Annotated in this window: 14 protein-coding genes; 6 read left to right on the top strand and 8 right to left on the bottom strand. The window is 67.1% G+C overall.

The genetic code is table 11. The features are described 5' to 3' along the window. Positions 1–85: 85 nt before the first annotated feature. The 6 genes from FGL25_RS12880 (at position 86) to FGL25_RS12850 (ending at position 8,649) form a co-directional block, all read left to right on the top strand. On the top strand, positions 86–1,255 hold the full coding sequence (locus FGL25_RS12880; RefSeq protein WP_167493351.1) for an ABC transporter substrate-binding protein: 1,170 nt from the start codon (positions 86–88) through the stop codon (positions 1,253–1,255). Further along, entirely contained in the window at positions 1,252–2,292 is a 1,041-nt protein-coding gene (locus FGL25_RS12875; protein WP_088411131.1) for a FecCD family ABC transporter permease, read from the top strand. The genes FGL25_RS12880 and FGL25_RS12875 overlap by 4 nt, the downstream gene beginning before the upstream one ends. Beyond that, positions 2,293–3,255, top strand: a complete 963-nt coding sequence (locus tag FGL25_RS12870) for an ABC transporter ATP-binding protein (RefSeq protein ID WP_088411132.1) — start codon at positions 2,293–2,295, stop codon at positions 3,253–3,255. A gap of 281 nt (positions 3,256–3,536) precedes the next feature. Further along, entirely contained in the window at positions 3,537–5,171 is a 1,635-nt protein-coding gene (locus tag FGL25_RS12865) for an MBL fold metallo-hydrolase (protein WP_076223414.1), read from the top strand. A gap of 13 nt (positions 5,172–5,184) precedes the next feature. After that, a complete protein-coding gene (locus FGL25_RS12860; protein ID WP_167493350.1) occupies positions 5,185–6,000 on the top strand; it encodes an NAD(P)H-dependent oxidoreductase in 816 nt (271 codons plus the stop codon). A 534-nt stretch (positions 6,001–6,534) separates the two neighbouring features. Then, complete coding sequence (locus FGL25_RS12850; protein ID WP_252970180.1) at positions 6,535–8,649, top strand: prolyl oligopeptidase family serine peptidase; 2,115 nt, start codon at positions 6,535–6,537, stop codon at positions 8,647–8,649. Between the two features lie 62 nt (positions 8,650–8,711). Here the strand turns inward: FGL25_RS12850 and FGL25_RS12845 are convergent, their stop codons facing one another. The 8 genes from FGL25_RS12845 to FGL25_RS12810 all read right to left on the bottom strand — a co-directional run bounded on the left by FGL25_RS12845 (position 8,712) and on the right by FGL25_RS12810 (position 19,632). Next, positions 8,712–9,011 carry a FecR/PupR family sigma factor regulator gene (locus tag FGL25_RS12845; protein WP_088411136.1) on the bottom strand — a complete coding sequence of 100 codons (300 nt, stop codon included), beginning with the start codon at positions 9,009–9,011 and terminating at the stop codon, positions 8,712–8,714. 345 nt (positions 9,012–9,356) lie between these two features. Next, entirely contained in the window at positions 9,357–10,391 is a 1,035-nt protein-coding gene (locus FGL25_RS12840) for a DUF2891 domain-containing protein (protein WP_232463913.1), read from the bottom strand. Position 10,392: 1 nt separating this feature from the next. Then, positions 10,393–11,358, bottom strand: coding sequence for a DUF979 domain-containing protein (locus tag FGL25_RS12835; RefSeq protein ID WP_138141906.1), 966 nt, complete (start codon positions 11,356–11,358; stop codon positions 10,393–10,395). Then, a complete protein-coding gene (locus FGL25_RS12830; protein ID WP_088411138.1) occupies positions 11,355–12,089 on the bottom strand; it encodes a DUF969 domain-containing protein in 735 nt (244 codons plus the stop codon). Before FGL25_RS12830 ends, FGL25_RS12835 begins: the two co-directional genes overlap by 4 nt. 56 nt (positions 12,090–12,145) lie before the next feature. Beyond that, a complete protein-coding gene (locus FGL25_RS12825; RefSeq protein WP_167493349.1) occupies positions 12,146–15,775 on the bottom strand; it encodes a hydantoinase B/oxoprolinase family protein in 3,630 nt (1,209 codons plus the stop codon). 214 nt (positions 15,776–15,989) lie between these two features. Beyond that, a complete protein-coding gene (tdh, locus tag FGL25_RS12820) occupies positions 15,990–16,973 on the bottom strand; it encodes an L-threonine 3-dehydrogenase (protein WP_138141904.1) in 984 nt (327 codons plus the stop codon). Continuing rightward, positions 16,973–18,175 (bottom strand): glycine C-acetyltransferase, encoded by a 1,203-nt coding sequence (locus tag FGL25_RS12815; protein ID WP_138141903.1) that lies wholly within the window; start codon positions 18,173–18,175, stop codon positions 16,973–16,975. The genes tdh and FGL25_RS12815 overlap by 1 nt, the downstream gene beginning before the upstream one ends. Then, positions 18,172–19,632: a leucyl aminopeptidase gene (locus tag FGL25_RS12810; RefSeq protein ID WP_252970179.1), complete on the bottom strand. Its 1,461-nt coding sequence runs from the start codon at positions 19,630–19,632 to the stop codon at positions 18,172–18,174. The genes FGL25_RS12815 and FGL25_RS12810 overlap by 4 nt, the downstream gene beginning before the upstream one ends. Positions 19,633–20,056 lie beyond the last annotated feature (424 nt).

Raw genomic sequence — 20,056 nt, 5'->3', positions numbered from 1 at the left:
ACCCCATAAATGCGATCTGCAGTCACGGCGGGCGCCGGGCGTTGCAGGCGGCCGCAGAGGGGAAGCGATGCAGAGACGGTCCTTCTTGTTGGCGAGCGCCGCCTCGGCGCTGGCTGGGTGTGGCGACGACGCGCGTCAGACGGCCTCTGTCGATGAAGGCGGCGGCGTTCCCATCCCTCTGCGCCACGCCCGTTATCTGCGGCTCGAACGCCATGAAGGGTTCGTCGTGGCCCGGCTGCGCGCGCCGGTTGCGGATCAGAGCGGAGGACAGGCGCAGGAACAGGCGGCCGTGCTGGTGCTGGCGCCGAAGGACGGACCGGCCCCGATCCTGGTCGGGAGATTGCAGGACGCCACGGTGATCCGCACGCCCGTCACGCGGATCGGCGCCAATGCGAGTTCGGATGAGGCCTTCCTGGGGCAGCTGGGGGTCAAGGAGCGATTGGCGGCGGTCGGCGGGCGCGTATCCTATGACGACGACGTCCGGCGCGGCGTCATGGAGGGGCGGATCGGACAGATCGGCTACAACTGGCACGCGCCGCCCAATCTGGATGTCCTGCTGGCGGTTCGGCCCGATGTCTTCCTGATGCGGCTGTCGGACCTGGCCCATACGCCGGTTCTGGACCGGGCGCGTCGCCTCGGATTGACCGTGGCGCCGACCTTCGCCGAGGACGAGCCGACCTATCTCGGGCGGGCCGAATGGATTCGGCTGCACGGTCTTCTGACCGGACGTGAGGCGGAGGCGGATCGCCTCTTCGAACAGATCGAGGCGCGGGTGACGGGGTTGAAGGGCGCGGCGTCGCAACGGCCGCCTGTGCCGATGGTGTGGGCCTATCCGGCGGGCGGCGATCGATGGGTGGTCACCGTGCGGGGCGCCGAACAGGCCTATCTTGCGGACGCCGGCGGTCGGAATCTGCTGCTCCGACCGGAGGATGCGCGCAAATGGTCGTCCGAAACCTTGGCGACCGAGCAGATGCTGCCGGTCGTCGATCAGGCCCAGGTGTGGATCGTGGGCGATCTGCACGCCGCCCCGCCGCGCGGCGCGGGCGTGGAGCGCGGGTCTCCGGCGTTCCGCACCGGCCGCCTGTTCGCCAATACGGGCCGCAGCAATCCCGCCGCCAACGCCTATGACTGGTATCAGACCGCCTTCGTGCGGCCGGACTGGGTGCTGGCCGACTTCGTCAAGGCGCTTCATCCCGATCTGGTCAGCGAGCCTTTCCGCTTCCTGAAACCCGTCGCCCAGGGGACTTACAAATGAGCGCCGCCTTTCGTCCGATCGCCGTGAGTCTGGCGGCCGCCGGCGTTCTTGCGGCGGTCGCCGTCGCCAGCCTGATGATCGGTCAGGTCATGCTGAGCCCCGGCGAGGTGTTGATGGGGCTGGGGTCCATCGGGTCCGGGTCGATGGAAAGCCGCATCGTCGTCGATCTGCGCCTGCCGCGCGTCCTGGCGGCGATCCTCGGCGGCGCCGCCCTGGGGCTGGCCGGCCTGATGATGCAGACCCTGTTCCAAAATCCGCTGGCTGACGCCTGGTCGCTGGGCCTCATGGCGGGCGGCCAGCTGGGCGCCGCCCTGGTCATCGTCGCCGGAGCGGTCGTCGGGCCGGGATTCCTGATGGTCCTGACGGGGTTCGCGGGCCTGGGCGTCGTGGCCGGTTCCGCCTTGGGCATGCTCGCCGTGGCGCTCGCCATGAGCGCGATGGCGCGTCGTGTCGGCGCGGTGACCTTGCTGGTTCTGGGGCTGATGCTGGGGTTTCTCGCCCAGGGCCTGATCAGCGTGCTGCTGCATTTCACCAACCGCAGCCAGGGCCGAATCTTCGCGGCCTGGAACGACGCCACCTTCGCCAATGTGACGTGGAGCGACTTCGTCGCCCTGGCGCCGCTGCTGGGGTTGGGCCTGGTCGGCTGCGTCATTCTGGCCAAGCCGTTGACGGCGCTTCTGCTGGGCGACATCTATGCAGAAAGCCTGGGCGTGAACGTGCCCCGGTTCAGGCGTCTCGTACTGGGCGCGACCATTCTTCTCGCCGCCCCGGTGACGGCCTTCTGCGGCCCGGTGGCGTTCGTCGGTTTGATCGTGCCGCATCTGGCGCGCGGCCTGGCGGGGACCGCCAGGATCGGCGTCCTGATTCCGGCGACGGCCTTGATCGGGGCCGCTTTGACCTTGAGCGCCGACCTGGTCGTTCATCTGCCGTGGGAGCAGCATTTTCTGCATCTGAACGCCATTCTCGCCCTGATTGGCGCGCCTTTGGTGATCCTGCTGCTGTTGCGCGCCCGCAGCCTGAGGGGAGGCGAGAGCTGAATGTTCGCGATCGACAATCTTCAGATCGGATACGGCCGCCGGGTTCTGTCCACCCTCTCGCAGGTCACGGTGGAGCGGGGCGAGTTCATCTGCCTGCTGGGACGAAACGGCCAAGGCAAGTCCACGCTGCTGCGGACCTTCGCCGGCTTCATCCGGCCGGTGGCGGGCGAGGCGCGGCTCGACGGTCGGCCCGTGCGGGAATGGCCCGCCGCCGAACGGGCGCGCAAGGTCGCGGTCGTGCTGACCGATCGACCGCAGGTCGGCGCGCTGCGCGTGTGGGAGCTGGTCGAGATGGGGCGGCAGCCGTACACCGGCTGGACCGGCGCCCTGTCCGCCGATGACCGGGCGATCGCCGCCGAGGCCTTGGCGCAGGTCGAGGGCGAACACCTGCGTGATCGTTTCGTCGACAGCCTGTCCGACGGCGAACGGCAGCGGGTCATGATCGCGCGGGCCCTGGCTCAACAACCGCAGGTGATGTTGCTGGACGAGATCACCGCCTTCCTGGACCTGCCGAGCCGGGTGACGATCACATCGACCCTGCGAAAGGTCGCCCATGAAACGGGCGTCTCGATCATTCTTTCCAGCCATGATCTGGAGCTGTCGCTCAACGCCGCCGACCGCATCTGGCTGCTGCCCGGCGAGGGCCGCTTCATCGACGGCGCGCCTGAGGACGTGGCCCTGTCCGGCGCCATCGGCGAGGCCTTCGACCAGTCGAACCTGGTCTTTTCCCTATCGAGCGGGCGCTTTGAAACCCGCGCCTCGCCGCGAGGCGTGGCCTTTATCGACGCGGCTGGCCCTGCGGGACTCTGGCTGGGCAGGGCGCTTGAACGGCTGGGCTATCGCCTGGCTGAAAGCGCGCCGCAGGCGGACTTCGTCATCAAGCGCTTGCACGAGGGCTATGAGTGGAACGGGCTGTTCCACCCCACGATCGGATCCCTGGCGCGCGCGTTGACGCAACGCTGACCCTCGCAGCCTGCCTATCGTAAACGCCTGCATGGGCCGTAGACGTCGTTAGTCCGTTTGATTGACGGCGCACCGTGCAAGAATTGACGGTAGTCAAAACCGCTTTCCGTTTCGGTGGAAGGGTGATGTGGAATTCAGTTTTTCTTCCTAGACATCGGTCAGTGAAACGAGCGTCTTGGCGGTGAGATGGACTCTGAAGGGTCGAGACGCCACACTAGGTTTACCGCTTCATATTCTGGCGGCGGCGTCCCGACGACTGACGAAGACAGGGAGCGAGCGTCATGAGCGTCAACCTCGCCTTTCACGGCGCGGCGGAATGCGTCACGGGGTCGTGCATGCTGGTGGAGAGTGGCGGCGCGCGCTTCCTGGTGGATTGCGGGATGTTCCAGGGCTCCAAGTCGCTCAAGGCGCTGAACTACGAGCCCTTGCCGTTTGAGGCGGATTCGATCGACGCCGTCCTGCTGACCCATGCGCATATCGATCACTCCGGCCTGCTGCCCAAGCTGGTCAGGGCAGGCTATCGGGGGCCTATCTACGCCACACGGGCCACGCGCGATCTTTGCGAGGTCATGCTGGCCGACGCGGCCGAGATCCAGGAAGGCGACGTCGCCCATCTGAACCGCCGCAACCAGAGGCGGGGCATCCGCGGGGTAGAGCCCATCTATACGACGGCGGACGTCGCGCCGACGTTGCGACTGTTTCAGACCGTCAAGTTCGGCGAAATGATCGACCCGCTACCGGGAATCCAGGCTCGGTGGTGGCCTGCCGGGCACCTGCTGGGCGCCGCCTCCATTGAGGTTGTGCTCCATGAGGACAAAGGGCCGGTGCGGCTGTTGTTCTCGGGCGATCTGGGATCCGGCCATCAGCCCTTGCTGCCCACGCCTGACGGCCCAGTCGGGGTCGATCATGTGATCCTGGAATCCACCTATGGCGACCGCGTTCGCGAGGCCGTCACGCCCGAAAGGCGTCGGGCTCTGCTGGCCAAGGAGATGCACGACGCCAAGGCGGCTGGGGGGCCGTTGCTGATGCCGAGTTTCGCCGTCGGCCGGGCCCAGGAACTGATCTTGGATCTTCTGGCGGTGATGCGCGATGAGCCGGAGCTGGCGACCGAGATCTTCCTCGACTCGCCGCTGGCGATCGAAGCGACCGATGTCTTTCTGAGGCGCGGATGGAATGCCGAGGCGGAGGAGAACCCCTACCTGGAGCTTCGCGGCGCGACGCGCCTTCACTATCTGATGCGGCCTCAGGAAAGCGATGGGCTGGAGCGGTTGCGCGACTGGCACATCATCCTGGCGGGCAGCGGCATGTGCGACGCGGGCCGCATCAGACGGCATCTGAAGCGATTGCTCTGGCGCCGTGAAACGACGGTCCTGATCACCGGTTTTCAAGCCGTGGGAACCTTGGGGCGGGTGTTGTTGGAAGGGCGCCGACTGGTCCGCATCCAGGGGGATGACGTACGGGTCAATGCGCGCATACGCGAAATAGACGCCTACTCGGCTCATGCCGACGCCGACGGCCTGGTGCAGTGGCTCAAGGGCCGCATGCCGGTGACGGGAAAGGTCTTCCTGACCCACGGCGAGCCTGACGCGCGTTCCGGCCTGGCGTCCCGTCTCATGCGGGCGGGCTTGGAGGCCGAAGCCATCGTCACGCCGATGCTGGATTCGGCGTTCGCCCTCACGGCGACAGAGGCGCAGCCTCTGGGGGCCGTTGGGCGGTTGAGGCCTGGGGCGGCGAGCCGGCCTGACTGGCGCAACGGGCGCGCCGCGCTGCTCGGCGACATCAATGAGGCCCTGCAAGGCGCGCCTGACGACGAGGCTCGTGAAGCCCTGTTGGCGCGATTGCGCGACGCCCTGGAGGCGCCGTCCCATCTTGACGGCCCTCGCGCACCGGCGACGACTCTCGTCCCCGGCGGCTGAAAAGGAGGCTCCGATGAAGCAGGTTCTGATCGTATGCCACCCCAGGGCCCGCAGCTTCACCATGGCCATGGCGGGGGCCTACGCCGCCGCGGCGCAGAATGAAGGCGGCGAGGTGGTCGTGCGCGATCTCTACCGCCAGGGCTTCGATCCCCTGCTGCACGCCGAAGAACTGCCGAGCGATGAAGGCGCTCAGGCGCGTCCGGACGTGGTGGCCGAACGCGCGGTCATCGATGAGCATCGGCCAGATATTGCCGCGCGTATTGCCTCTCAGGTCCAGGACATAGCCGCAGGTGCGCGGGCTGGCGTCGGCGACGGCGCCGAACAGGCGGGAGGCGTTGGCGATAGCCTTGTCGCCGAAACCGGAGACAGACGGCACGGTGATCAGCGCCGCGTCGTGATTGGGGCCAACAGCAAGCGTGTGGGCCTCGATATCCGTTCGCTTCGTGAACTGGGATTTGGGACGAGGTCGAGGCGGCGCATCAGGCAAGAGCGGGCGGTCGCGATATCGCTCGCGCCAGGCGGCGATGGCTTCGGGAGTGGGTTGGACGAAGGAATGGCCGTCGCCCAGTCCCTGCGCCAGGGCCGCCCAGGCCGGAAGCATGTCGATGTCGTCGCGGGCCCCTTCGACGCGACGGCTCATGTCCTCGGCCACGGCGTCCCAGTCGACCTGCCGGCTGCGATAGGCGACGGGGCGAACGACAGCGATCGCGTCATTGATGCGCGCCTCGGCGTCGAAAATTTCGGAAGCCTGCTGCGTCAGCGAGAGGGCGGCGAGATAGGAAGGAACATGACTGACCAAGATCAGTGTTCAGGATTGGTAGTCAGCTGATCCGGCGCGCGGCCAGTTAAATCTCGGTCATGCGGACGGAAGCGTGCGCCAGACTGGGGGGAGCACTTGAAGCTCTGGCCAAGCCCTGCTCCTGGCGCGGTCCGGCGCCACCCTGGGCTAGCCAGCCGTGACGTGCGTCAGTTTATCCGGATTGCGGACGATGTAGATCGCGCGGATGCGCCCATTCTCGACCTCCAGGGCGGTCGTCTGGAGACGGCCGTCCGGATCGTAGCTGATATAGCCGGGCAGGCCGTTGATGACCGCCGTGCGGATGAGGACGGGGCGCCGTTCAGCATCGCGCGAAACATGGCTGAACAGCCGGACAACCTTGTCGACCCCGTGGGCGCCTGATCGCCAGGTCCTTTTCTGTCCGCAAGCCCAGTCGAACGGGCACGGAAGGGGCCTGACGCACTTGGTGGTCGGGCAGTTTGACGACCCTCTCGGGGGAAGCCCAGGGCTTCCCTGTTTTTTCGATGACGGCGAGCGTCCACGCTCGCAACACCTCTGTTCTACTCTATTTCTGGACTTCCCGTGATGACCCAAGAGGACCCGATCAAAGCCATGGGAGGCGGTAATAAGCCGGAGACGGGCTTCGCCGCCAGCGACGCGACCGACCCCTATATCTGGCTGGAGGAGGTCGAGGGCGACCGCGCCATGGCGTGGGTCAAGGCGCACAACGAGACCTCTCTGGGCGTGCTGCAGGGCGATCCGCGCTATGAGGGCCTGCACCAGCAGGCGCTGGACCTGGTGCAGTCGCGCGACCGCATCCCCTCGCCCGGCTTCACCCATGACGGCCACGTCGACAACTTCTGGCAGGACGCCGAGCATGTGCGCGGCATCTGGCGCCGCACGACGCTGGACTCCTACCGCACCGACGCGCCGCAGTGGGAGACGATCCTGGACATCGACGCCCTGTCGGCGGCCGAAGGCGCCAACTGGGTCTATAAAGGCGCGTCCTGCCTGCCGCCGGACGAGCGTTACTGCCTGATCTCCCTGTCGAACGGCGGCAAGGACGCGGTGACGGTCCGCGAGTTCGACAGCGTCACGAAAACCTTTGTGGAGGGCGGCGTCAGCCTGCCGGAATCCAAGGGCGGCGCCAGCTGGATCGACAAGGACACCCTGCTGATCTCGCGCGACTTCGGCGAGGGCTCGCTAACGGACTCGGGCTATCCGCGCACGGTGCGTCTGATGAAGCGCGGCCAGAGCGTCGATCAGGCGGTCGAGGTCTTCGCCGGTCAGCAGACCGACGTCTCGGTTTCGGGCTACACCCTGCGCGACGCCGACGGCGTGGTGCAGGCGGTGCTGCTGAACCGGGGGATCAACTTCTATGAGAGCGAGACCTGGCGCCTGAACGCCGACGGCTCGACGACCAGGCTGGAACTGCCGCTCAAGTCCAACATCAACGCCCTGGTCGCCGGCCAGCTGGTGGTGACGACGGACCAGGACTGGACCGCGCCGTCGGGCCAGGACTTCAAGACCGGCGATGTGATCGCCTGGAACCTGCAGGCCTGGCTGGCCGATCCCAAGACCCCGGCGCAACTGGTGATCCGTCCCGGCGAGCGCGAGGCGATCGAGGGCGTCAACGCCACCCGCAACAAGCTGGTCGTCGCCCTGTACGAGAACGTGCGCGGTTCGGTCTACGTCTATGACCCGGCCGACTGGAGCCGCACGCGCCTGGACCTGCCGCAGAACGTCTCGGTCGGCGTCGGTTCGGCGTCGGAGCGCGACGACAAGATCTTCGTCAGCGTCACCGGCTATCTGAACCCATCCAGCCTTTATCTGGCCGATGCGGCGACCGGCGCGGTCGCCCTGACCAAGGCCCTGCCGGACAAGTTCGACGCCAGCGGCATGCGCGTCGATCAGTTCGAGGCGCGCAGCGCTGACGGGACGATGATCCCCTATTTCGTCGTCCACAAGGACGCCATGGCGATGGACGGATCGAACCCGACGCTACTGTACGGCTACGGCGGCTTCCAGTCGTCGTTGCTGCCCGGCTATTCGCCGACGGTCGGCAAGCTGTGGCTGGAGCGCGGCGGCGTCTATGTGATCGCCAACACCCGCGGCGGCGGCGAGTTCGGCCCGAAGTGGCACCAGGCGGCCCAGCAGGAGAACCGCCAGCGCGCGCACGAGGACTTCCAGGCTGTAGCCCAAGACTTGATCACGCGCGGCGTCACCTCTCAGCCGCACCTCGGGATCATGGGCGGCTCGCAGGGCGGCCTCTTCATGGGCGCCATGCTGACCCAGCGCCCGGACCTGATCAATGCGGCGGTCATCCAGGTGCCCCTGTTCGACATGCTGCGCTTCCACAAGCTGCTAGCCGGCGCCTCGTGGATCGGCGAATACGGCAATCCGGACATCCCCGAACAGCGGGCCTGGATCGAGCAGTATTCGCCCTACCAGAAGCTGGCGGCGGGCCAGCCCTATCCGGAAGTCTTCATCCACACCTCGACCAAGGACGACCGCGTCCACCCCGGCCACGCCCGCAAGGCGGCGGCGCGGATGGAGGAGCTCGGCTATCCGGTGCTCTTCTATGAAAACGTCGACGGCGGCCACGCGGCCGGCGCCAACCTGCGCGAGACGGCCCGCCGCATCGCGCTGGAATACACCTATCTGACCCGTAGGCTGATGGACGAGCGGGCGGGCGGATGATGAGGCCCTCGCGAGCCGGGCCGTCAGGGCCGGGGTCGCGAGTTCCTGCGCGTGACTCAGGTCTATTGGAGTGTGAGATTGGGCCCGGGCGATACGGGGGTCTGATCCGAATCGTCGAGATCGTCCGAGGTCGACTCTCTCGGCTTGAGGTCGCCCAGGGCGTTCCAAAGGATTGTCGCCTTGGAGATGGCGATGAGATTCTCGTCCGACGCGTCGCGCCACCTGAGAAACTTCACCATATCCTCTTCGGAAACCTCGCCGCTCGTCATTCGGACAAGCCAGACATAGGCTTCGTAGTTGAGTTCGTCCGACGGCTCGAACGGCGGCTCATCGTCATGGTCCGAGTCTTTGGGCTGAGTCATTTCTCCATAACGACCTAGACCGAGGAATGTGGCAAGCCGCCATCAAAATAGCGGCCTGCCTTGAGAGGCGCCCTCGCGCGAACGCGAGGTGGAGCGACAAGACGCTTTTCCGGGGGCGTCGCGGCCGATCAGGCGCCTTTCTCGGGACAGGCCGAACCTATCCTGCCAGAAGTCGCTGAGAGATACAGTCGCCGGCGCGGTCGCAAAGGGCCTGTTGGGGAGGTAGCGACGTCGAAAGGCGGATCCTGCCTGCTCCCCCTCCTGTCTCGGGCAGCGAGAAGATCTTGGACGCGGTCCCTAGGCTTGAAGCGGCGCCGGTCGTTGCTCGACCGCCCTTATTTCGGATCAGGCAGCGCTCAGGAGGGCCAGAAGGGCGAAGCTGGCCAGCCAATGTTCGCCCATGTAGTCGCCGGTCACGTGGGGCAGGGCGGCTTCGAGATGGATAGCCGCCGCCCGTTGGCCGATCGCGTGGCGGGGGTCATGGGCAGGCAAGGAGGCGATAATCTCGCGCCAGCACCAGCCGCGGCTCAGGTTCAGGCCGTCCAGATGGGCGATCTTGCCGTCGGTGCGGTCGCTGACGCGGGCTGGCGACAGCAGGGCGGCGGGGCGGCCGTGATTCAGGTGCGGCAAAAAGGCGTCGAACCATGCGCGGAATTCGGTGGCGGGCAGGACGCGTCGCATCAGTACGGCTTCCATCAACGCCGGCGACAGGAACTCGTCTTGGGACGGCTCCCAGGCCTGGCAGTCGCGGTCCTCGGCGTACCATCGACGCGCGGCGTTCCGGCATTGGTTGGCCAGAGCCGGGTCGTGCGCATCGGCGTAGTCGAGCGTCAGGCGCAGGGCGAAGGCGGTGCTGGAGTGGGTTCCTACCCGCACGGGATAGTCGGCCAGAGGCAGGAAGGCTTTGAACCGTTCGGCGAAGACCTCAGCCAGGGGCCGGAGGGTTTCGGCCCAGCGGCGGCCTTCATCCGTGTCGTGCCGTTCCAGTTCCGCCGTCAGCATCAGCAGCCAGGCCCAGCCATAGGGGCGCTCGAACCCCCGGCTTTCGGGACGCGCCAGATAGGCGGCCTCGCCCGCGACCTTCTCTACCGTGAACAGGTCGTCGGCCAGGGCGCGGATCTGCGCCGCCTCGGCCATCTCGGGGTGCAGGCGATAGAGGGTGAACAGGGTCCACCAGCCGTGGACGCAGGAGTGCCAGTCGAAGCTGCCGAAGAAGATGGGGTGCATGTCGCGCGGGGTGCGGGCGTCCTGCGGTCCGGTCAGGACGTGCATGATGATGTTGGGGTATTCTCGCGTCACATGGCCGAGCGCCGTGGCGGCGAAGCGAGAGGCCAGGTCAGGGGTGAGTGCGGGGTCGGTGACCGGGGCGTTTGTCATCATGTCAGAACCGGAAGGCGAGGAAATACATCAGCAGCATATTGGCTACGAGCATGATGGCCGCTGTAGGAATTTGCGCACGGATGACGCCGTTCAAAGGCGAGTTGCGGTCGGGCAGTTCCAGCAGGTTGGCGGGCACCACGTTGAAGTTGGCGGCCATGGGCGTCATCAGCGTGCCGCAGAACCCCGCCAGCATGCCGATGGCGCAGACGATGGCCGGATCGCCGCCGAACTGATGCACCACGATGGGCAGGCCGATGGCGGCGGTCATCACCGGGAAGGCGGCGAAGGCGTTGCCCATGATGATGGTGAACAGGGCCATCCCCGCGCAATAGGCGAAGACGGCCAGGAAGGCCGAGGTCATGGGGATGACCCGCGCGATCAGATCGCCCACCACCTGACCCACGTCGGCGGCCAAAAAGACGGCGCCCAGCGAGGCCAGCATCTGCGGCAAGAGGGCGGCCCAGCCGATGGAGTCCATCAGGCGGCGCCCCTCTTGCACCGGGGCCATGACCGGCGGACGGAACCAGACCATGGCGGCGACCAGGGCGACGACGCAGCCCAGACCCAGCGAGATCAGGGTGGTCTGCACCGGCGAGATCAGCCAGGCGCCGGCGGGCGTGTGCTTGGCCAGCAGGGTGCCGCCGACGGCGACCAGAGGCACCATCAGGGCTGGCACGAACAGGGCGTTCTTCCAGCGGGCGGCGCTGACCAGACGCTGTTCAGGCGAGGTGGTGGCGGGCTTGCCGACGCCCAGCTTGCCGGTCGCGCCGATGACGACCAGGGCGATAACCAGCAGGCCGTTGCCGAACCCGCCGAGCCAGGAGCCGAAGAGCAGGGAGACGGCGATCAGGCCCCAGAACAGGGCGCTGCGGAACCGCGTCGGGTTTAGCGGATCGCGCAGACTGAGGATGGAGAAGGCCGCGAACATCAGGCCGGTGGCGACATAGGCGTGCTCCAGCGTGATCATTGACCGGCCTCCGCGTCTCCAGCGACATCGGGAACGGTCATGTCCTTCTTCACCTGCCGGTCGAACATCAGCAGCCGCACGCCGTGAACGATGAAGGCGACGATGGCGGTGGGAATGGCCCACAGCGAGACGTGAAGGGCCTCTACGCGGATGCCCGCCTGCTCCAGGAAGCCGACGATCAGGACGATGGACCCGATGGCGATGAAGATGTCCTCGCCAAAGAAGAGCCCGATATTGTCGGTGCCCGCCGCCATGCCGCGGATGCGGAACCGCGCCTTGTCGGTCAGGGGGCCGTGCGTGCTCTCGGCCGCGCCTTCCGCCATGGGGGCGATCAGAGGCCGCACCATCTGTGGATGGCCGCCGAGCGAGGTCAGGCCCAGGGCCGAGGTCGCCTGACGCACGAGGAGGTAGATCAGCATCAGCCGCCCGGCTGTCGCCGCCTTGACCCTAGTGACCAGATCGCGCGCCCGTTCCTGAAGGCCGGCGCGCTCCAGCAGGCCGATCACCGGCAGGACCAGCCAGGTGATGTGGAAGTAGCGGTTGTCGTTGAAGGCCTGGCCAAAGCGCGAGATCGTGTCGATACCTGCCGTCAACAGACCCTGCGCGTCGACGCCAGGTCTAACCGCCGCCAGCACCCCGGTGGCTATGGCGGCGATCAGAATGACGACCAGCGGATTGATCCGCGCGACAAAGCCCGCGACCACGATCAATATTCCCAGCAGAACCAGCATCGGATCACGCCCTCCCCAGACGGACTTCTAGCGAATGGTTGCGCGGTTCGGTCGGATCAGGAAGCGTCTTTCGCGCCGAAGCCGAAGCCGCCGCCGCCAGGCGTCTCGATGACGAAGACGTCGCCGGGCGCCATGGCGACCTCGGCTGTGGCGCCCAGCGGCTCGACCCGACCGTCAGGCCTTTCGACCCGATTGATCCCGGCCGCGCCGGGTTCGCCGCCGTTTGCGCCGAAGGGCGGCACACGGCGATGGTTGGACAGGATGGCCGCCGTCATCGGTTCAAGGAAACGCATCCGCCGCACGGCCCCGTCGCCGCCGCAATGCAGGCCCGCGCCGCCCGAGCCGCGCCGGATGGAGAATTCCTCCAGCAGCACGGGGAAACGCGTCTCCAGCACCTCGGGGTCGGTCAGGCGGCTGTTGGTCATATGGGTCTGGACGGCGGCGGTTCCGTCGAAGTCAGGCCCGGCGCCCGAGCCGCCGGCGATGGTTTCATAATACTGACGCGCCTCGTCGCCGAAGGTGAAGTTGTTCATCGTCCCCTGGCTGGAGGCCAGGACGCCCAGCGCGCCGTACAGCGCATCGACCACGGCCTGGCTGGTCTCGACGTTGCCCGCCACCACGGCGGCGGGATAGCGCGGGTTCAGCATCGAGCCTTCCGGCACGATCAGCTCGATCGGCTTCAGGCAGCCTTCGTTCAGCGGAATGGCGTCGTCCACCAGGGTGCGGAAGACATAGAGGGTCGCCGCCCGCGCGATCGACAGCGGGGCGTTGAAGTTGGTCGGCAGTTGGTCGTTGGTCCCGGTAAAGTCGACGACCGCGCTGCGAGTCTGGGCGTTCACGTCGATGCGGACGCGGATGACGGCGCCGTCGTCCATCTCATAGGTGAAGGCGCCGGGTTTCAGGGCGGCGATGGCGCGGCGGACGGCTTCCTCGGCGTTGTCCTGGACGTGGCCCATATAGGCGATGACGACGTCACGGCCGAACTCGCCGGTCATGCGGATCAGCTCCTGGGCGCCGCGCGTGCATGCAGCGACCTGGGCCTTCAGGTCCGACAGGTTCTGATCGACATTGCGCGACGGCCAGGGACCGGAGGCGAACAGGGCGCGCGTTTCCGTTTCGCGAAGCTTGCCCGCGTCGACCAGAAGGAAGTCGTCGATCAGCACGCCCTCGTCGTCCACAGTGCGTGAATCGGCGGGCATGGAGCCGGGCGTGATCCCGCCCACGTCGGCATGATGGCCGCGCGCCGCGACGAAGAAGGCGGGCTCGGCGTCATTGTCCAGAAACACCGGCATGATGACGGTGATGTCGGGCAGGTGGGTGCCGCCGTTGTAGGGGGCGTTCAGCATGTAGACGTCGCCGGCCTTCATGCCCCGGCCATCCCGATGATCGCCGCGCGAGGCGATGACGGTGCGGATGCTCTCGCCCATGGACCCAAGGTGCACCGGGATATGCGGGGCGTTGGCGATCAGCGACCCGCCCGCGTCGAAGACGGCGCAGGAGAAGTCCAGACGCTCCTTGATATTTACCGAATAGGCGGTGGCGCGCAGGGCCTCGCCCATCTGCTCGGCGCAGGCCATGAAGCGGCTGTTGAACACCTCCAGCATGATCGGATCGACGTCCGTGCCGATGGCGGTGCGAGCGGGCGGGGCGACGACCCGCTTCAGCAGCAGGTTGGCCGCCGCATCGACGGAAGCGCGCCAACCGGGCTCGACCACGGTGGTGCCGGTTTCTTCCAAAAGGATGGCCGGGCCGTCGATGTGGGCGCCGGGCCGCAGGGCCTCGCGGCGATAGACGGGCGTCTGGCGCTCCGCGCCTGCCATGCGAACGCTTAGGGAGGCGACGGCTTCGGGCGCTGTCGCTGCCTTGTCGAACGTCTGCGACGTCTCCGGCGCCTGATCCGAACGGCCGACGGCCTCGACCTCCAGAGTCTCGACCACCAGGGCCTTGTCCTCGGCGAAGAAGCCGAAGCGGCGACGGTGCGTCTCCTCGAAGGCGGCGGCCATGTCGGCGGAAGGGCCGAAGGGTACGGTCAGAGGGGTGTCTGATCCGGCGAACTTGATCTCGGCGCGGGCGATGGTCGAGACGGCGGCGGCGTCGAAGCCTTGGGCCGTCAGGTCGCCGCGCGCCGCGCCGGTCAGTTCCTTCACCCGTTCGGTCAAGGCGGCGTCGACATCAGAGCCGAGGGGCAGGGCGACGGTGGTCTGACGGATGGCTCGGACCTCGGCCAGGCCCATGCCATAGGCCGACAGCACGCCTGCGAAGGGGTGCAGCAGGACCTGGGTCATGCCCAGGGCGTCGGCCACCAGGCAGGCGTGCTGTCCGCCCGCGCCGCCGAAACAGTTCAGCACGTATTTGGTGACGTCATAGCCGCGCTGGATGGAGATGGAGCGGATCGCCTCGGCCATGTTCTGCACGGCGATGGTGACGAAGCCTTCGGCCAGTTCGCCGGGCGTCGTGGTCCGGCCCGTGGCGGTCGTGACTTCGGCGGCCATGGCCTCGAACCGGGTCCGCACGGCTTCGACGTCCAGCGGCTGATCGGCGTGAGGGCCGAAGACGGCGGGGAAGAAGTCGGGGCTGAGCTTGCCCAGCATGACGTTGCAGTCCGTCACCGTCAGCGGCCCGCCGCGACGATAGGCGGCCGGTCCCGGCACGGCCCCGGCGGACTCAGGGCCGACCCTCAGGCGCCCCCCGTCGAACCGGCAGATGGAGCCGCCGCCCGCCGCCACGGTATGAATGCTCAACATTGGCGCCCTCAGGCGGACGCCCGCGACCACGGCGTCGGAGGTCCGCTCATAGTCTCCGGCGAAATGAGACACGTCGGTCGAGGTGCCGCCCATGTCGAAGCCGATGGCGCGGTCGAACCCGGCGGCCCTAGCCGTCTCGGCCATCGCCACCACGCCGCCTGCGGGTCCCGATAGGATGGCGTCCTTGCCCCGGAAGGCGTCGGCCGCCGTCAGCCCGCCCGACGACTGCATGAACTGCAGCGGCGTGGCCTCGCCCAGGTCGGTCCCGACCCGATCGACATAGGCCCTGAGGATGGGCGACAGATAGGCGTCGGCCACGGTGGTGTCGCCGCGCCCGATCAGCTTGATCAGGGCGCCGACCTCATGGCTGACCGAGACCTGCTCGAAACCGACCTCGCGCGCGATCTGCGCCAGGCGCGTCTCATGAGCGGTGAAGCGCCAGCCGTGGACCAGGACAATGGCGATGGCGCGGAAGCCCGCCGCATGGGCGGCGGTGAAATCGGCCCGCGCCTTGTCCTCGTCCAGCGGACGATCCAGCGCGCCGTCGGCGGTCACGCGTTCGTCGATCTCGACCACGCGGTCGTAGAGCTGATCGTTCAGGACGATGTGGCGCACGAACAGTTCGGGTCGCGCCTGCCAACCGATCCTCAGGGCGTCTCCAAACCCGGCGGTGATGGCCAGCAGGGTCGGCTCGCCCTTGCGCTCCAGCAGGGCGTTGGTCGCGACCGTGGTGCCCATCCGCACCTCATCGACCAGACCTGTGGGTAGCGGACCGGGCGCGGCCTTCAGGATGCGTCGGATGCCCTCGACGGCGGCGTCGGCGTATTGCTCGGGATTGACCGACAGCAGCTTGCCGGTTTGCAGCGCCCCGTCCGGCGCACGCGCGACGATGTCGGTGAAGGTGCCGCCGCGATCAATCCAGAAACGCCAGTTTGAACTCATGTCATCCATCTGATCTGTGATCGGCACCAAGCTTGACCGGAGCTCGGCGCCATTTCGTGAGGATCATCCGATTTCGGCCTTTCAAGACGTGCCGATTTTGATCTTTTCGCCAGTTCTTTTTGTTCCAGGCCGTCGATAGCCGGGAGAAGGGTCAGTCCGCCCAGTTCAGGACGACCTTGCCCGACTGACCGGACTTTATGGCCTCGAAGCCCTGCTAGAAGTCCTGATACGGCATCTGGTGGGTGATCAGCGGCGTCAGGTCCAGACCGGCCTTCAGCAGGCCCAGCATCTTGCGCCAGGTGGTGAACATCTCACGCCCATAGACGCCCTTGATGGTCAGGGCCTTCAGGATGATCGCGCCCCAGTCCGTCTCCATCGGCTTGGACGGAATGCCCAGCAGGGCCATGCCGCCGCCCATGATCAGGGTGTCGACGCACTGCTTGAAGGCGATGGGCGAACCCGACATCTCCAGCGCCACATCGAAGCCGACCTTCAGGCCCAGTTCGTGCATGACGTCGCGCAGATCTTCCTTGGTGGTGTTCACCGTGCGCACGCCCGGCGCGACCTTCTGCGCAAGTTCCAGGCGGAAGTCGTTGATATCGGTCAGGACCACAGTGCGGGCGCCCGCATGGCGCGCCACGGCGGCGGCCATCATGCCGATGGGACCGGCGCCCGTGACCAGCACGTCCTCGCCCAGGAGGTCGAACTGCTGCGCCGTGTGCACGGCGTTGCCGAACGGGTCCAGGATCGAGCCGATCTCATAGGGCACGTCGTCCGGCAGCTCGATGACGTTGAAGGCCGGGGCCACCACATATTCGGCGAAGGCGCCCTGGCGGTTCACGCCGATGCCGCGCGTGTCGGGGTCCAGGTGGAAGTGACCGGCGCGGGCCGCTTCGGAGTTCAGGTCGATGACGTGCCCCTCGGCCGAGACGCGCTGGCCGACCTTGAGGCGGCGATCCACGTCCTTGCCGATGGCGACGATCTCGCCGGCGAACTCGTGGCCGGTGATCATCGGCACGGGCACGTTCTTCTGGGACCACTCGTCCCAGTTCCAGATGTGGATGTCGGTGCCGCAGACGGCGGTGCGGTGCACCTTGATCAGCACGTCCTCGTCGCCCGCGACGGGAATGGGGGCGTCGATCAGCTCCAGCCCCTCGGCCGGTTTCGTCTTGGCCAGGGTCTTCATCATGTCCGCCATCAAATCACTCCCGGTTCTTTACCAGCCGCCGTGAACGCCGCCACGGCGGCGTCGATCTGTTCGAAGGTGTGGGCCGCAGACATCTGGGTGCGGATGCGGGCCTGGCCGCGCGGCACCACGGGGAAGCTGAACCCGATGACGTAGACGCCCAGCTCCAGCAGACGCGCCGCCATGTCCTGCGCCAGCTTGGCGTCGCCCAGCATGACCGGAATGATCGGATGCTCGCCCGGCAGCAGGTCGAAGCCCGCCTCGGCCATGGCTGAACGGAACCGCGCCGCGTTGGCGAACAGCTGGGCGCGCAACTTGTCGCCCTCATCCCCCGCGGCGATGCGGATGGCCTCCAGCGACGAGCCGCAGACGGCGGGCGCCAGGGCGTTGGAGAACAGATAGGGCCGCGCCCGCTGCTTCAGCAGTTCCACCACGCTCGGCCGGGCGCAGATGAAGCCGCCCATGGCGCCGCCCAGCGCCTTGCCGAAGGTGCCGGTGACGAAGTCGACCTCGACGCCGCAATGCGCAAACGAGCCCTTGCCCTTGTCGCCCATGAAGCCGGTGGCGTGGCAGTCGTCGACCATGATCAGGGCGCCGTACTGGTCGGCCAGGGCGCGGATGTCCTTCAGCTTGGCGACATAGCCGTCCATCGAGAAGGCGCCGTCGGTGGCGATGATGATCTCGCGCGCGCCGTCGGCCCGGGCCTGCTTCAGCTGGGCCTCCAGATCGGCCATGTCCGAGGTGGCGAAGCGATGGCGCTTGGCCTTGCACAGGCGCACGCCGTCGATGATCGAGGCGTGGTTCAGGCTGTCCGAGACGATGGCGTCGGCCTCGGTAAACAGGGGCTCGAAGATGCCGCCGTTGGCGTCAAAGGCGGCGGCGAACAGGATCGCATCTTCAAAGCCGAGATAGTCGGCGATCGCGCGTTCCAGTTCCTTGTGGATTTCCAGCGTGCCGCAGATGAAACGGACCGAGGCCGTGCCGGCGCCCCACTTTTGCATCGCTTTGACGCCGGCCTGGGTGACGCGCTCGTCGCCCGCCAGCCCGAGGTAGTTGTTGGCGCAGAAGTTCAGAACCTCGCGGCCGTTCACCGAGATCACCGGCCCCTGACGCGAGGCGATGACGCGCTCGGGCTTGGTCAGGCCCTGCGCATCGATGTCATCCAGTTCGGCGGAGATGCGATCGTAGAAAACCGTATTGGTGCTCCGGGTCATGAGTTTTGCAGCCCCTGCGCGTCACCGGCCTCATAGCCTGAGATGAAGGTATTGAGCAGGCGGACGCCGTAACCCGTCGCCCCCTCTGGAACGGTCGGGTCCGTGAATTCCTTGCGCCAGACCGGGGCGGCGAGATCGATGTGAGCCCAAGGCGTGTCGCCGACGAAGCGCTGCAGGAACAGCGCCGCCGTAATGGCGCTGGCCGGGCGGCCGGCCAGATTTTTCAGGTCGGCGATCTGACTGTCGATCAGCTTCTCATAGGACTTGGTCAGGGGGAGGCGCCAGACCGGCTCACGCTCCGCCTCCCCGGCCCGCGCCAACCGGTCGGCCAGGTCGTCGTCGTTGCTGAACAGGCCGGCGACATCCATGCCCAGAGCGACGATGACGCCCCCCGTAAGGGTGGCAAGGTCGATCATGACGCGAGGCTGGAACCTCTCCTTGGCGTACCAGAGGGCGTCGGCCAGAACGAGGCGACCTTCGGCGTCCGTATCTATGACCTCAATGGTTTGGCCGCTCATGGATTTCACCACATCGCCTGGGCGTTGGGCCTGCCCGTCGGGCATGTTCTCGACCAGACCCAGGACGGCTACGACATTGATCTTCGCCTTGCGACCCGCCAGGGCGAGCATGGCCCCGGCCGCGGCGGCGGCCCCCGCCATGTCGGTCTTCATCTCGTCCATTCCCGCTGAGGGTTTGATGGAGATGCCGCCGGTATCGAAACAGACGCCCTTGCCGACAAAGCAGACAGGGGCCGCTTCCGGATCGGCCGCGCCCTTCCACTGAATGACGGCGAGCCGGCTTTCACGGGTGCTGCCCTGGCCGACGCCGAGAAGGGCGTCCATGCCGAGCGTCTTCATCTCGGCTTCGCCGAGAATTTCGACCTCAAGTCCCGAGGATTCGAGCGCCTTGACCCGCTGGGCGAAGGCGTTGGGATAGAGGATATTGGAAGGCTCCGAGACCAGATCACGGCTGAAAACCACGCCGTCGGCCAGGGCGGCGAGAGCTTCATAGGACTGACGAGCCGCGTCGGGCTCGTCGACCAGAATCCGAAGGTTCAGGAGGGACGGAGCGGTGTCCAGCTTTTGTCGCGTCTTGTAGTTATCAAAGCGATAGGCGGACAGGCGTGCGCCGAGCGCAGCCCGCGCGGCCGTCTCCGGGGTGCAGCCGAAGTCCAGAACGAGCTCGGACAGGCCGGAGGTGACGATGGCGCGGCAGGCCCGGGCGGACGCGATCTCGACGGCTTCGGCATCGTTAAAATCGGTGCACCCGACGCCAATCACCAGAAGACGGGCGGCGTCGACGCCCTGGGGAGCCAGGATGTCCAGGATTTGACCGGTCGAGCCGACGAAACGTCCAGCCTCAGCTGCCCGTCCGACAGCGCCGGCCGTAGCCCCGTCCAGAACGCGCGCCTGGGGCGCATAGTCGAGCGCCTTGCCCTCGGCGCTGCGGGCGAGCACGGCCTGGGCGAATGGGTCTCGGCCGCCCTGGAAACGAAACTGATCTGCATGGCTATCTCCGTGAAGGAACGGGACGGAGGCGCGCCGACGCCTCCGTCGTAAGCCGCTGACGACGGCTCGGGACGCCGGCGCCTCCACTGGCGAAGGGAGGGCCGGCGCCGCGCCGCGACCTTGGTTGGGGGCGAGGCCGCTGCGCGGACCAGCCCTTTGATCGAAGCGTCGTGCGAGGCAATATGCCTCGGGTGCCAGAGCCGCGAGTTGCACCCTCAGACGCATCTTCCTGCTCAGTCGGAAAGGTCGGGCGGCCACATGACAAGTCGCCAGAAGCCGATGCGTGGGCGCCGCAGCAGCGGCGGGTTCGCCCGATAGCCGTGCCATGCACGGTTGGGCGACCGTGCGCCTGGAGGGGCGAAGAGGATGAAGG

Origin of the sequence: Brevundimonas vancanneytii, from assembly GCF_901421975.1 — a bacterium.
GTDB lineage: Bacteria > Pseudomonadota > Alphaproteobacteria > Caulobacterales > Caulobacteraceae > Brevundimonas > Brevundimonas diminuta.
Note: the sequence above shows the minus strand (reverse complement) of the source record. Positions and strands in the feature narration are given on the sequence as shown.

Coding starts and splice junctions, on each gene's coding strand:
- FGL25_RS12835 (WP_138141906.1), bottom strand. CDS start 11,358: ATGATCACGCTGGAGCACGCCTATGTCGCCACCGGCCTGATGTTCGCG.
- FGL25_RS12825 (WP_167493349.1), bottom strand. CDS start 15,775: ATGAGTTCAAACTGGCGTTTCTGGATTGATCGCGGCGGCACCTTCACC.
- FGL25_RS12850 (WP_252970180.1), top strand. CDS start 6,535: ATGACCCAAGAGGACCCGATCAAAGCCATGGGAGGCGGTAATAAGCCG.
- FGL25_RS12860 (WP_167493350.1), top strand. CDS start 5,185: ATGAAGCAGGTTCTGATCGTATGCCACCCCAGGGCCCGCAGCTTCACC.
- FGL25_RS12845 (WP_088411136.1), bottom strand. CDS start 9,011: ATGACTCAGCCCAAAGACTCGGACCATGACGATGAGCCGCCGTTCGAG.
- FGL25_RS12815 (WP_138141903.1), bottom strand. CDS start 18,175: ATGACCCGGAGCACCAATACGGTTTTCTACGATCGCATCTCCGCCGAA.
- FGL25_RS12865 (WP_076223414.1), top strand. CDS start 3,537: ATGAGCGTCAACCTCGCCTTTCACGGCGCGGCGGAATGCGTCACGGGG.
- FGL25_RS12830 (WP_088411138.1), bottom strand. CDS start 12,089: ATGCTGGTTCTGCTGGGAATATTGATCGTGGTCGCGGGCTTTGTCGCG.
- FGL25_RS12840 (WP_232463913.1), bottom strand. CDS start 10,391: ATGATGACAAACGCCCCGGTCACCGACCCCGCACTCACCCCTGACCTG.
- tdh (WP_138141904.1), bottom strand. CDS start 16,973: ATGGCGGACATGATGAAGACCCTGGCCAAGACGAAACCGGCCGAGGGG.
- FGL25_RS12875 (WP_088411131.1), top strand. CDS start 1,252: ATGAGCGCCGCCTTTCGTCCGATCGCCGTGAGTCTGGCGGCCGCCGGC.
- FGL25_RS12870 (WP_088411132.1), top strand. CDS start 2,293: ATGTTCGCGATCGACAATCTTCAGATCGGATACGGCCGCCGGGTTCTG.